Source organism: Actinoplanes ianthinogenes (genome assembly GCF_018324205.1).
Classification (GTDB): domain Bacteria; phylum Actinomycetota; class Actinomycetes; order Mycobacteriales; family Micromonosporaceae; genus Actinoplanes; species Actinoplanes ianthinogenes.
Window position 1 is genome coordinate 123,031 of record NZ_AP023356.1, and the last position, 12,842, is coordinate 135,872.

Below are 12,842 nucleotides of genomic sequence, written 5' to 3' on the forward strand. Positions count from 1 at the left end.
GGGACAGCCGCGAACGGGCCTTTCGGCCCCTGGATGACGGCAGCAGAGGGCGGGACGATGGCAATGGGGCGGATTCGTACCGCTTCCATCGGTCGAGAACCGTGGGGTGATCACTGTGCGTAGCACGATCTCCGGGAATCAGCTCGACTGTCTCGCCGCGGCGGTCAGCCTCCGGCTGCCGCCGGGGGCGAGACGGGCGATGCGGACGGACGCCTTTCATGGCGCGGTCGACATCATCGGTACGACGGAGCGGGGCGGCCACGTCGTCGCGGCGGCGATCGCGGACGACGACGCCCGGCACACCGTTCTGGAGTACGCCGCGGAGCGGGCCTCCGAGCTGGGCCTGCCGCTGCGGGTCGTGCACGTCTGGGACGGCCACCGGCGGTACCCGGATCTGCTGCTGGACGCCGCCCTCTACGACGACCTGGACGCGGCGACGGCGGCGGACGCCGAGCGGGAGATCTGCCACGACCGGCATCCCGCGCACGCGCTGTCCGCGGTGAGCCGGGACGCCGCGCTGCTGGTGGTCGCCGCGACCGGGAAGCCGGCGGCGTCGCATCCGCTGGGCGCGACGGCGGCCGGGCTGATCGGGCACACCGCCTGCCCGTTGACGATCGTGCTGCCCACCTGATCGGGGGGCGGCTCCGGGCGTACCGAAAACTGACGGACCTGATGCCGAGCGGACCGGAAGTGGTCAGCGGGGAATGGCCCGCCGTCCCTCGCGGGAGGCGGGCCCGACCGTGGCGGGGTCAGCCGATCCAGTCCGGCGCGGACTTGCTGATCTCGGCCTGTTCGGCGATCTTCGTGAGGTCGTCCAGGGTGATCCCGGCGCCCTCGCCGATCAGCGTCATCTGCCGGCCGCCGCCGAGGTCGACGACCAGGTAGAGCATGCTCTGGGCGAACGGCTCCGACCGTTTCGGATGGCGGGCCGGGTGGCCGCCGACGGTGAGTTTCTCGCCGCCGTCCGGGGCGTCGGTGCCGCTACCGACCGTGACGGACAGCTGGCCGTCCGCGCCCGCCTTCTTGTCCTTGCCGTTCTTGTCGTGGCCGGTCGCCGGCACGACCTTCCCCGCCAGGACGCTCGCCCGCCAGGTCTGCTCGGTGTCGCCGCTGACCGTGACGAAGTTGCTGGACCAGCCCTCGGGCAGCCAGCGCAGGGTCAGCGGGGTCGCGGTGACACCCGGGTCGGGCCGCACCGACCGGGCCATCCTCAGCAGGTCGGCCTTGCCGAGGTCGTAGTGGACGGTGGCGAGGGACAGCACGGTGTGCTCGTTGATCGCCCAGTCCACGTACGATTTGCCCCCGTCGTCGTGGTAGTAGCCCGGCGCGCCGTTGACGTCGACCTTCTTGCCGCCGTCGGGCGCCAGGCGGCCCTCGCCGGAGACCTGGGTGCGCACGTAAAGAAGCAGCTGGGGGCCGTCGGCACTCTGCGGGTCGCCGGTGCCGACCTGCTTGGTCCAGAACCGCATCAGCGTCGGGCCGAACGGATCGCCGGCCTCGGCGGTGCCGTACTGCCGGATGTGCTCGCTGAGACCGGGCGGCGCCCAGGTCGGCTTGTATCCGAGCGCCACCTGCGCGGGGAGGCCCGCGGTCGTCGCGCTGGGTGACGGATCGGCCGGGGCGGTGCTCGGGGCGGCCGCCACGGTGCTGGTCGTGGCCGGCTCGGGGCCGCGCAGCACCAGCGCCGGCACGGCGACGGCGGCCGCCACGGCCGCCGCGGCGACGGCCGCGCCGAGCATGCCGAAGCGCTGGCGGCGACGGACGGTAGCGGCTCGCTGCGGCAGGGCCGCGCGGATCCGGTCGGCGGGCAGGGCACGGTCCGCCTGGATCTCCTGGGCGGAGCGGATGAGGTCTTCGATATCCCTGGTCACGGTTGTTCCCCGGTGGTCACGAGCGTGGCCGGCAACGCACCCTGCAGGGTGGCCAGCGCGCGCATCAGGTGGGTGCGGACAGTGACCGTTCGACAGCCGAGCATCTCGGCGATCTGCTCGACGGCCAGATCCTCGTAGAAGCGCAGGGCGATCACCGCCCGCTGCCGGGGTGGCAGGGTGGCGATCAGGCGCAGCATCGCGTCCCGGTCGTCACGGACCGCCACCTGGTCGGGGGCGGCCGGCAGGAACCCGGCCAGGGTCTCCGCCGACACCGGGATGGACTGCGCGGCCCGGCGTCGCCGCCAGGACAGGAACTCGTTGACGACCATGCGCTTCACGTAGAGCTCCGGCGCGTCCATCCGGCCGATCCGCGACCATCGGGACTGCGCCCGGACCAGGACATTCTGGGTGATGTCCTCGGCCAGATGCGGATCCCAGGTGACCACGGTCGCGTACCGCACCAGGTTGCCGAGGCGGGCTGATACGAACTCTTCGAACGTCACGGCAGAGAAACGCCGTCGCCGCCGTCGTTTGATGACAATCGCTCAGAAGATTTTTCGGTACGCCGGAAGCGCTCGACGAACGCCGCCAGGTCGGCCCGGTAGTCCTCGCTCGTCCGATCGTTCCCGTGCTCGGCGGAGAAGCCGTGGTGCACGCTCCAGCAGACCTCGTCGATGCGCGCCCGGACGGCCGGGCTGTAGACCGGACGGATACGCCAGTTGGTGAGGTGCTCGGTGCGCACGTGCACGATGGAGTATCGCTGGGAGCCGCGGGGCCGCCCGATCACGGTGACCGTCTCGTATCCTATGCCGGCGAACCCGTCCGGGACCCAGACCTTGGCGCCGGGCGCGAAGCGGCGCAGGCCTCGGCGTCGCTCGGCGCCGCCGGGGCCGTACGGGCGCTCGTCGACGACGTTGGCCACGATGCACCAGATCGGCAGCGCCTCACCCGCATCCATGGCCGCAGGATAGTGCCTGTCGGATGTGCGCCCTCCTGGTCAGGAGGTCGTCGCGGCGCAGACCTTCCAGCCCTGTTCGTCGGCCACGTTGAACAGGAAGGTCCGGCTCTGCCGCTGGGCCGGGGCGCCGTTCGCGCCGTTGACCGTCAGTGTGACCACGGTGGTCACGAAGGCGTTGTCCTCGCGGACCATGCCCGCGGTGCTGTGGAAAGTTATCCCGTCGGGCCGTTGGGCAGCCGGCCGTGCCTGGATCCTGGCCCACCATGTGGTCACCGGGTCGAGGTGCGGGTCCGCGCACGTCACGGCCGCTGCCGCCGGAGCCTTGCCCTCGATCGTGGCCGCCATGTACCGCTGCACCACCTGCGTCGGCTCGGGCGGCGGGCTCTCCTCGCCGCCGAAGTGTGGCAGGCCGAAATGCGGAATGGAGAACGGCAGGTGGCGGCCCTCCAGAAGGCTCGGCGACGCGCAGCACAGGCCGATGAGGGCGAGTGCGCCGAGCGGATAGAGGACGCAGCCTCCGCCACCGGCTGCCGCGAGGTCGCGACGCGCCTGCTCGAGGTCCCGGCTGCGTTGCTGATCTCGCTCCCAACCCGGATACATGACCTCATGCTCGGCGGCCGCAGGGAACCGGACCATCCTCGTCCGCGGCATGCCTGTGTCGTCCGTTCCCCAGCGGCGCCCGACGTTCGCCGTGCCGTCGCGCCGAGCGGCCCAGCCGTTCCGGCTCTGGCGGGCGTGCCGTCACGCTCATGAGGCAGCGGCGTGCTACTCGTGGACGTCCAGCTCGGCGATCTCCTGGAGGAGGCTGCGGGCGTCCTCGACGCGGGCCGGGTCGAACCGCTGGAAGAACGTGGCGGCGGCCTGGGCGACGCGGTCCCGGACCCGGGCATAGGCGGCCTGCCCGGCCGGCGTCAGCGAGACCCGGTCGTCGATGGTGATGAGGTCGCGGGTGACGAGCCCGGCCAGGACGGCGTCGCCGTCGGGCAGCAGGTCGAGCAGGCCTGGTCCGAGGTCATCGGCCCGGAGGAGCTGGAACGTCTGCGGCAGACGCTGATGCGCCTGCTCCAGCTGCCGTAGCACCGCCGAGGACGGCGGCCGGGTCGCGGGGCAGCAGCCGGAGCATGCGGAAGAGGAACCGGACGATGCCGTCGTCCGGGTCGCCCAGGCGATCCTCCATGACCCGGGCGTCGGCGGCGGAGAGCAGCTCGCCGGAGGACGACACCAACGCCCAGCGGCGCAGCCGGCTGTACCGCCGATCACGCAGCACGGCGCCGAAGGCCGCACCGGCGGCCTGCCGGTCGATGCTGTCCAGCAGTTCGATGGCGGCGATCCGGGCCCGCCGGTCCGGCTCGCCGGCCACGATCGGCGCGAGCACCGCCCGCATCTCCTCCTCGGGCAGCAGCGGAGCGGCGGCCAGCCGCACCCGGACCGGCGCGTCCCCGGCGAACGCCAGCTCGGCGAGTCGCCGGCGCAGGCCGGGATCCAGGTCGAGCGGGATCAGGCTGTCCAGGGCCTTCGCCCGCGACTCGGCGGGCGCCTGAGCGTCGAACGCGATGCCGGCCAGCGGGTCGGCGGATTCCCGCACGATCAGCGCCGCCCGCGCCGCCTCCAGTCGCAGCGGCGGCTCGACGTCCGGGCCGGTCAGCGCGCGCAGCACCGGCCAGCCCGAGTCCGGGTCGAGCCAGGTGAGGCCGGTCGCGGCACGGACTCGGGCCGGTCCATACCGGTTCGGATCCCCCGCCACCTGGTGCAGCCATGCCGTGCCACGCCGATCACCGATGGCCGCGAGCGCGATCGCCGCGTCGGCCGACTTCCACCAGCGGGACCTGCGCAGCATCCGGCGGTGCAGGAGCTCCCGGGCCTGGTCGTCACCGTTCGCGGCGAGCAGGTACTGGAACTCCCGCTCCCGGTCGTCGGACACGCGGTTGCCCCGCAGCAGGGTCCGCATCCGGGGTGCCTGCTCGGCCTGACCGGCTTCGAGGAGACCGGCCACCGCGAGGGCTTCCAGGTGCGGGTTCGGCCGATCCTCGAGGAGCCAGCCCAGCGCCCGGCGGTCGCCGAGCGCGGCGAGGCGGCGCGCGGCCGCCAGGCGTACGTGGATCTGGCCCGGTCGGCGGGCCAGGCCGGTCAGCGGTTCCCGGTCGCCCAGGTCGGCGCAGCGAGCCGCGGCGGCGAACGCCATCGGGTAGTCCGGATGCGTCCGCGCGACCGCGGCCAGGGCGTCCCGTGCCGCCGGATCGCCGCGGTCGGCCAGGTCGGCGGCGGCCGCGTACATCGCCGGTGCGCTTCCCGCGGCGCCGGAGCCGAGGTCGCGGAGCAGTTCGGGTTCGCCGACGTCGGCGAGGGCGGCGGCCACGGCCAGCCGCTGGAAGGCGTCGGTGTCCGCGGCCGCGGCCATCGCACGCAGCGGCGTCCGGTCACCGGCCTCGGCGAGCTGACGGGCGGCCGCCAGTCGTTCCACCTCGGTGGCCCGGGCGTCGGAGAGCCGCCTGGTCAGCGCGTGCCGGGCGAGGGCGCCCAGCTTCTGCTCGCGGTCGATGTGGCGGGTGACGGGCGGCTCCGGCAGGCCGCGCTCCGCCAGTACGTCGGTGATCCAGGCGTGCACCACCTCGTCCGCGGTCGTCGCCACCTCCTCGAGGAGGGTGATCCCGGTGGCCAGGTCGACGTCCGCGATCCGGTCGGCGACCATCGCCCGCACCCAGTCCGAGACGTCCGGGTCGCGGAACAGCTCCAGCATCTCGCGCAGGACCGCGGCGTCCAGGCTGAGCTCGCCGAGGATCCGCAGCGCCTCCGGCGCCTGTGCGGTCTCCTCACGCAGCTCCCGCACCAGGGCGGCGACGGTCCGTTCCCGGGTCGGCGCGGACACCTGCACGCCGTCCGCGATCAGGTCACCGGCGGCGATCGGCTCCAGCTCGGCGACCAGGGCGTCCGCGTCCGGGCGGCGGGCCGCGACGAAGGCCGCGAGGCTGCGGGTGACCGGATCCGCGGCCTGGGCCAGCCAGGTGTCGCGGTCGAACGAGACGCCGGCCGCCGCGAAGTACTCGGCGAAGCTCTGGTGCAGGAAGACCACCCGGTCGCCACGAACGGCGCACACCCCGGTGGCCAGCAGCAACTCCCGCAGCAGCCGGTCCGCGCCGGGTGTGACGCGGGACAGGTCGTCCGGTCCGTTCGCCCGGAACCAGGCCGCCGCCACGGAGATCAGCCGGGCGTCCCGATCGGCCAGCCAGGCCGCGCCGCAGTCGCGGAGCAGCCCGCCGACGTGCTGGTGGAGGTCGGCGAAGAGCCACTCGGCGACCGCCGAACCGGACCTGCCCCGGCCCGCCAGCTCCGGCTCGATCGCCTCACGGAACCGGGCCATCGAGCCACGGCCGTCCAGCAGGTGCTGCACGAACCGTTCGTAGAGCTCGGCCCGGCTGGACGGCAGCGCCCGGTCGTCCTCCTGCTCGTAGACCAGCGCGGCGATCGTGGCCAGCAACGGCACCCGCGCCACCGGCCCGAGCCGCGCGCCGGCCAGCCGGGCCAGGAACCGTCCCGCGGTCGCGTCCGCCCGGCGGCGATCGCTCGGGAATCGCGCCGCGAACCACCGGTGGGCGAACTCGTTCAGCTCCGGCCGGTCGAACGGCCGCAGGTCGTAGACCCCGGTGCCGGCCACGTTCAGGCCGGCCAGCTCCGGCGCGGCGAGCGGGCGGCTGGTGATCAGCAACCGGTACGGCCCGGTCCCGCCGAGCAGCTCCCGGATCCGCCACAGCGCGTCCGACCGGTCCTGCCCGCCGACCACCTCGTCGAGCCCGTCGACCAGGACGCGCCACGCCCCGCCCCGGGCCGGCGCCCGCTCGAACACCTCGGGTGGCAGCTCGACCCCCAGATCCCGCCGCACCGCCTGGGCGATCGCCTGCGGCAGCGGCCGCCCGACCAGGTCGGCGGCCGGCACGATCACCGCCACCTCCCGGCCACCCCGCCGGGCCAGGTCACCGGCGACCGTGGCCAGGAAGGTCGACTTGCCGGCGCCGGCGTCGCCGAGCAGCACCGCGTGCCGCTGCTCGGTGAGCATCTGAGTGGCCTGGAAGGTCCGGGTCTTGCCGCCGAGGGAGGCGCGTGGTCGTACGTAAAGGTCGGTCAGCGCCGGCACGTGCTCGCCGAAGAACCGGTAGCGGTGCTGGGCCGCGTCGGTCCGCTGCGCCGCGCGCAGGGCGTCGATCCGCGGGTCCCGCCCGCGCCGGCGGCGACGGCGTCCGGTCCGGATCGTGATCCAGAGCCCGACCAGGGCAAGAACGGCGCCCACAATGGACGCGATCTTGTCACCGGTGTCCAGGAAGGCCATCGCCCGTGATGTTAGGCGGCCCGATCGAACAGGGCCATCGTCTCGTCCAGCCGTTCCCGGGCCCAGTCGTAGTTCTCGGTGCCGGGAAAGTTCCGGTACGCCGTCTCGATCGTCATGATCAGCACCAGGTAGAGGCAGTACAGCCGCCGCCGGACCCGCTCCGCCTCCGTCGCCGGACCGCGCCCGTAACCACGGATGAAGGCGCTGGAGTCCCCGTACGCCGGCACCTCACTCCCGGTGAACCCGGCCTCGATCAGCGGATCCCCGAAGAACGCCCGCTCATGATCGATGATCGCGACGATCCGCCCGTCCCGGACCATCACGTTGCTGTCCCACATGTCCCACTCGACGAACCGCGGCTCGGTCACCTCGTCGAGGCTGTCCGCGTGCTCGGCGATCACCTGGCGCACCTTGGCGTAATCGTGCCCGAGGTCGACGTCCCGCCGCTCGCCGTCGTCCAGCACACCACCGATCATCCGCAGGAAGGCGGCCCGCCAGGTCGGGTCGCCCGGTCCGGTGAGCGGCCCGAAGTGCGAACCGCGGATGGTGTTCAGCTCCCGGTTGAGCGCGCCGAGCGCCTCGTTGACGGCGGCCCGCTCGTCCGGCGTCTGCACGTCGCGCAGCATGCCGAGGTTGTCCGCGTCGATGTATTCCATGAAGAACCAGTCGGCGTCGCAGAGCTCGCGGCTGGTGTCGGCGAAATGCACCACCGGCACCGGCACGGTGGTCCGTTCCCGGATGAGCGCCAGCGCCGCCAACTCGGTGGCCATCGCCCCGCGCTCGTAGGTCATCACCTCGACGGCCGGCGGCGGCGCGATCTTGAGGACCACCCGCCGCCCGGAGCGCAGCCGAATCCGGTACGCCACGTTGAACCAGCCGTGCGACAGCTCGCTCACCGCGTCGTCGTCCGGCACCTCGTCGCGGCCGTAGGCGCGTTCGACCATCGCCCGCAGCACCTCCGGCGGCTGCCGGTTCTTGGTGATGCTCTCCATCGTGGATTCCCCCGCTCAACCGGTTGAGAGCGCTCTCTGCCCAGGGGTCAACGTAACGGTCTTCTGGGCGTACCCAAAAGGGCTTAACCGGTTTTGATCCTCAAAGCGCGCCGGGCGGCGACCTTGACACGCAGGCGCGGGCAGCGATCCCGCGCACGACTGGCCGGCCCCGGAAGCGGCCGCCGCCTCCCCGCGGCGTGTCGGCGGCCGGATCCCGATCTACGACTTCCGGCTGACCGGCGCGCTGGACGGGCGGCGTGAGCCGATGTCCTGGCTGTTCGGCCGGATATCGGCCGCGTAGGCATTGATGCCGATCACGATCAGGATGCCGAGCCACTCGTGCGGCCGGAGCGCCTCACCGAGCAGGACCAGCCCGGCCAGGGCCGCGAAGACCGGATGGACGCTCATCATGACGCCGAAGAAGCGCGGCGGGACGCGGCGCAGCGCGATCACATCGGCGGCATAAGGGATCACCGAACTGAACATCCCGGCGCCGATCGCGGAGAGCAGACTCGCGCCGGTCACCGGGGTCAGCGCCAGCACCGGCAGATAGACCAGCGCGGAGACGGTGGTCGCGGCGGCGGGCGCTTGCAGTCCGGGCAGCCGCTGCCCGAGCAGGCGGTTGAGCAAAATGTAGGACGCCCAGCAGCCGGCCGCGACCAGCCCGCAGCCGATGCCGGGCCAGTCGCTGCCGCCGTGCGGCAACACCAGGACATAGACCCCGGCGGCGACGCCGACCGCACAGATCAGATCCTTCCTGGTACGCGATCCCGCCAGCGCCACCCCGAGCGGCCCGAGAAACTCCAGCGTGACCGCCAGTCCCAGCCCCACCCGGTCCACGGCGGTGTACAGACTCAGGTTCATCGTCGCGAAGACCAGCCCGAGCAGGATCGTCGGCCACCACTGCGCCCAGCGGAACCGGTGCAGCGGCGGACGCGCCACCGGCAGCAGCACGGCGGCCGCCACCACCTGCCGGACCGCGACCACCCCGGCCGGCCCGATCACCGGGAACGCGTGCGCGCCGACCGCCGCGCCGACCTGGTTGCTGGCCGCGCTGACCACCATGGTCGCCAGCCCGATCGCTCTGCTGCCCCTCATACCGTCCTTTCTGCCGCTTCCAGGCGGCGGAGAGAAATGCCCGGGCCGCGCGACTTATACGCTGACCGTATGGATCTGCAATTGCGGCACCTCCGGGCGCTGGTGGCGGTGGTCGACTCCGGCACGTTCACCGACGCCGCCGCGCGGCTGGGCACCTCGCAGGCCGCGGTGTCCCGATCGGTCGCCGCGCTGGAGCAGGCCCTCGGCGCGCGTCTGCTGCAACGCACCACCCGGCACGTGTCGCTGACCGGCACCGGCACCCAGGTGCTCGACGGCGCGCGCCGGATCCTGGACGAGGTCGCCCACCTGCACCGGATCGCCGAACAGTCGCGCACCGAACTGCGTATCGGCTACGCATGGGCCGCGCTGGGCAAGCACACCCGCCGGTTGCAGCACGTCTGGGCTCGCGCGCAGGCGGGCATCCCGCTGGTGTTTACCCAGGTCAACAGCGTGACCGCAGGGCTCAGCGAGGGCGCCGCCGACGTGGCGGTGATCCGCCGGCCGCTCGACGACCCCCGGTTCGCCACGGCCAGGATCGGCTCGGAGGCCCGGTGCGCGGCCGTCGCCACCGACAATCCACTGGCCCGCCGGCGCACGCTGCGGCTGAGCGACCTGACCCGGTACCCGGTCGCGATCGACCCCCGCACCGGCACGACGACGCTGGACCTGTGGGCGCCCGGTCCCCCGCCGGCCACGGTCCGCGCCACCACCGGCGTCGACGAGTGGCTGACTCTGATCGCCGCGAACCAGGCCGTCGGCGTCACCTCCGAAGCCACCGCCCACCAGAACCCCCGGCCCGGCGTCGCCTACCGCACCCTCCGCCAGACACCCCCGATCCCGGTCTGGCTCGCCTGGTGGCGCGACGATCCCCCGGCCCAGTTGTCGGATCTGCTCCGGTTGATGCAAAACCTCTATTCGGTACGACCTGGTGCCACCACAACCGCACCAGCCCCGTCCCGTGGCTGAGCGCACGGTGGTCCCGGTGCCGGGCCGCGACGCCGTGCCGGGCTGAGCTCGCCGGGTCCGCTCCCCCACGGCCCTGCCGCGCCACCGGCCTCCAGGGGCGCCCGGTGCCGGGCCGTCGCCGGCCGGGCGGCCTTGGAGGTCGTCGACAAAGCGGCGTGGCCAGGACCGCAGGCGCCGCACGGACCGCGAGCAGCCACTCGGGCTGGCATGCACGGCCCTATCCCGACACCGGAAAGGGCCGTCAGCACCAGCCCGCAACCGCAAGGCACGACCGAACCCGAGGCCCCAGCAGACCACGCGAGCCCAGCCCGACACGGACCGCGAGCAACCACACGGGCTGGCATGCACGGCCCTATCCCGACACCGGAAAGGGCCATGAGCACCAGCCCGCAACCGCAAGGCGCGGCCGAACCCGAGACCCCAGCGGACCACGCGAGCCCAGCCCGACACGGACCGCGAGCAGTCACTCGGGCTGGCACACAAGGCCCTATCCCGACATCGGAAAGGGCCATGAGCACCAGCCCGCAACCGCAAGGCACGGCCGAGCCTGGGATGCCCAGCAGACCACGCGAGCCCAGCCCGGCACGGCTTCCCGGTCCCGGCACCGCGACCACAACGCGCTCAACCACTCGGGCTGGCGTGCACGGCCCTATCCCGACATCGGAAAGGGCCGTGCACGCCAGCCCGCAACCGCGGGGCGCGGCCGGGCCCGGGACCCCAGCGGACCTTGCGAGCTCAGCCCGGCACGGCCTCACGGTCCGGCACCGCGACCACAACGCGCTCAACCACGGGACCCGGCTGGCACACAAGGCCCTATCCCGACATCGGAAAGGGCCGTGCACGCCAGCCCGCAACCGCAGGCGCGGCCGGACCCGGGGCGCCAGCGGACCACGCGAGCCCCACCCGGCACGGCTTCCCGGTCCCCGGCACCGCGACCACAACGGGCTCAGCCACACGGGCTGGCATGCATGGCCCTATCCCGACATCGGAAAGGGCCGTGCACGCCAGCCCGCAACCGCAGGCGCGGCCGGACCCGGGGCCCCAGGGGACCACGCGAGCCCAGCCCGGCACGGCTTCCCGGTCCCCGGCACCGCGACCACAACGGGCTCAGCCACACGGGCTGGCATGCATGGCCCTATCCCGGCATCGGGAAGGGCCGTGAGCACCAGCCTGCGACCGTGGGGCGCGGCCGGGCCTGGGGTGCCAGCGGACCTTGCGAGCTCAGCCCGGCACGGCCTCGCGGTCCGGCACCGGGACCACCGTGCGCTTGGCCACGGGAGCAGGCTGGTGCGGTTGTGGTGGGGCGAGGTCGTACAAGAATGGGCGTCAGCGGCGCGGGGTCAGCGGTGGTGACGGGACATCCATTGCCAGAGGTGGAGGCCGTAGGTGCCCGGGTCGTTGCGGGCCACGTAGATCCAGGACCAGTGGCCGGGGAATTGATGACCGTTCCAGACCACGTGGTCGTAGAGGGACAGCAGGGACCGCGGGATCAGGTCGTGTGCGTGGACCGTGTTGGCCTGGGGGTCGACGGTGGTGTCGTCGCGGGAGGTGACGAGCCAGGTCGGGGTGGTGATGCGGGTGAGGGCCTCGTCCGGGATCAGGGACTGGACGACGCCGCAGATCGGGACCGAGGTGGCGAACAGCGACGGGTAGACCGTGGTCAGTTTCAGGCTCATGTAGCCGCCGTTGCTGCATCCGGCGACGTGGATGCGGTCGATGTCGACCGGGCAGCGGCGGATCACGTCGCGGATGACCCCGAGCAGCAGTGGCGCAAAACGATCACCGTCCTCGATCCAGTAGGACGTGCTTTGCGGGGCCACGACGTGCGCGCCCGCGAAGATCCGCTGGGCTCGCGGGGTGGCGAAGCCGAGAGCGCCGCGGTTGGCCCGCAGGGTGGTCTCGTTGTCGTAGTAGCCGTCGGGCAGTGAGGCGCCCTCTCCCCCGCCGTGCAGCCAGACGATCAGGGGACGGCGGCCGTGCCTGCCGAACGGTGAGTACAGCCGATACTTCAGGCCGCTCGGCGAGACGTGGTAGCTGAACGCGTCCACCTCGGGGTTGTCCACGCGCCCCTGGACGAAGCACGGGATGGTGACCTCGCCGCCGCCGTGCACGGCCAGCGGCGCGTTCTGGGTGATCGTGTACGCCAGGTCGAGCCGGACGTTGCGGCCCCGGCTCGGGAGGAAGCCGAGGGTGCCGCCGCCGACCTGGCCCTCGGCGTGGCCGAGGTCGAGGACGATGTTGCCCTGCCGGTCGAGGTGGGCGGCGGTGACCTGGCGGTCCAGGTCGTACTCACTGAGGATCTGCTCGCCGGGCGCGAGCGGGATCGGGCTGGTCGCCTTGGCGTGCACGGTGAACGTGCCGGGGCAAAGACTGGACGGGACGATCCGGCCGACCCGGGCGGTGCCGAGGGTGAGCGACGTGACCTGTTCACCGCCGTCGAGCGTCTCGGCGTCGAGGGTGAACCGGACCGGATGGTCGGGAGCGCTGCTGAGGCCGGCGGGCAGGCCCAGTCCGGCGGCCAGGAACATCCGGCGACTGACGAGGTTGTCCATGACAAACCTCCTCACAGCGATGTTTATCGATGGAATAACCCTATCGCCGGAGAAACCGCCTGGCTACTGTTACCACCGGTCATC

Annotated in this window: 11 protein-coding genes; 2 read left to right on the forward strand and 9 right to left on the reverse strand. The window is 72.8% G+C overall.

The genetic code is table 11. The features are described 5' to 3' along the window. Nucleotides 1-106: 106 nt before the first annotated feature. Nucleotides 107-631, forward strand: a complete 525-nt coding sequence (locus Aiant_RS00580) for a universal stress protein (RefSeq protein ID WP_212846880.1) — start codon at nucleotides 107-109, stop codon at nucleotides 629-631. A 118-nt stretch (nucleotides 632-749) separates the two neighbouring features. Here Aiant_RS00580 and Aiant_RS00585 read toward each other — a convergent pair whose 3' ends face one another. From Aiant_RS00585 to Aiant_RS00620, 8 genes are all read right to left on the reverse strand, one after another. Then, nucleotides 750-1,871 (reverse strand): hypothetical protein, encoded by a 1,122-nt coding sequence (locus tag Aiant_RS00585; RefSeq protein WP_189334133.1) that lies wholly within the window; start codon nucleotides 1,869-1,871, stop codon nucleotides 750-752. Then, entirely contained in the window at nucleotides 1,868-2,374 is a 507-nt protein-coding gene (locus tag Aiant_RS00590; protein WP_189334132.1) for a SigE family RNA polymerase sigma factor, read from the reverse strand. Before Aiant_RS00590 ends, Aiant_RS00585 begins: the two co-directional genes overlap by 4 nt. Then, complete coding sequence (locus Aiant_RS00595; protein ID WP_189334131.1) at nucleotides 2,371-2,829, reverse strand: hypothetical protein; 459 nt, start codon at nucleotides 2,827-2,829, stop codon at nucleotides 2,371-2,373. Before Aiant_RS00595 ends, Aiant_RS00590 begins: the two co-directional genes overlap by 4 nt. A 39-nt stretch (nucleotides 2,830-2,868) precedes the next feature. After that, the gene (locus Aiant_RS00600; RefSeq protein WP_189334130.1) at nucleotides 2,869-3,429 is read right to left on the reverse strand and encodes a hypothetical protein; all 561 of its coding nucleotides are present in this window, start codon (nucleotides 3,427-3,429) and stop codon (nucleotides 2,869-2,871) included. A 165-nt stretch (nucleotides 3,430-3,594) separates the two neighbouring features. Beyond that, a complete protein-coding gene (locus Aiant_RS00605) occupies nucleotides 3,595-3,909 on the reverse strand; it encodes a hypothetical protein (RefSeq protein WP_189334129.1) in 315 nt (104 codons plus the stop codon). Next, on the reverse strand, nucleotides 3,842-7,150 hold the full coding sequence (locus Aiant_RS00610; protein ID WP_212846882.1) for an NACHT domain-containing protein: 3,309 nt from the start codon (nucleotides 7,148-7,150) through the stop codon (nucleotides 3,842-3,844). Before Aiant_RS00610 ends, Aiant_RS00605 begins: the two co-directional genes overlap by 68 nt. A gap of 11 nt (nucleotides 7,151-7,161) precedes the next feature. Next, complete coding sequence (locus tag Aiant_RS00615) at nucleotides 7,162-8,142, reverse strand: phosphotransferase family protein (protein WP_189334127.1); 981 nt, start codon at nucleotides 8,140-8,142, stop codon at nucleotides 7,162-7,164. 219 nt (nucleotides 8,143-8,361) lie between these two features. Then, complete coding sequence (locus Aiant_RS00620; RefSeq protein ID WP_189334126.1) at nucleotides 8,362-9,240, reverse strand: EamA family transporter; 879 nt, start codon at nucleotides 9,238-9,240, stop codon at nucleotides 8,362-8,364. A 69-nt stretch (nucleotides 9,241-9,309) separates the two neighbouring features. Here Aiant_RS00620 and Aiant_RS00625 point away from each other — a divergent pair, with 69 nt between their 5' ends. After that, nucleotides 9,310-10,206, forward strand: coding sequence for a LysR family transcriptional regulator (locus Aiant_RS00625; RefSeq protein WP_189334125.1), 897 nt, complete (start codon nucleotides 9,310-9,312; stop codon nucleotides 10,204-10,206). A 1,340-nt stretch (nucleotides 10,207-11,546) separates the two neighbouring features. Here Aiant_RS00625 and Aiant_RS00630 read toward each other — a convergent pair. After that, the gene (locus Aiant_RS00630) at nucleotides 11,547-12,758 is read right to left on the reverse strand and encodes a prolyl oligopeptidase family serine peptidase (protein ID WP_189334124.1); all 1,212 of its coding nucleotides are present in this window, start codon (nucleotides 12,756-12,758) and stop codon (nucleotides 11,547-11,549) included. Nucleotides 12,759-12,842 lie beyond the last annotated feature (84 nt).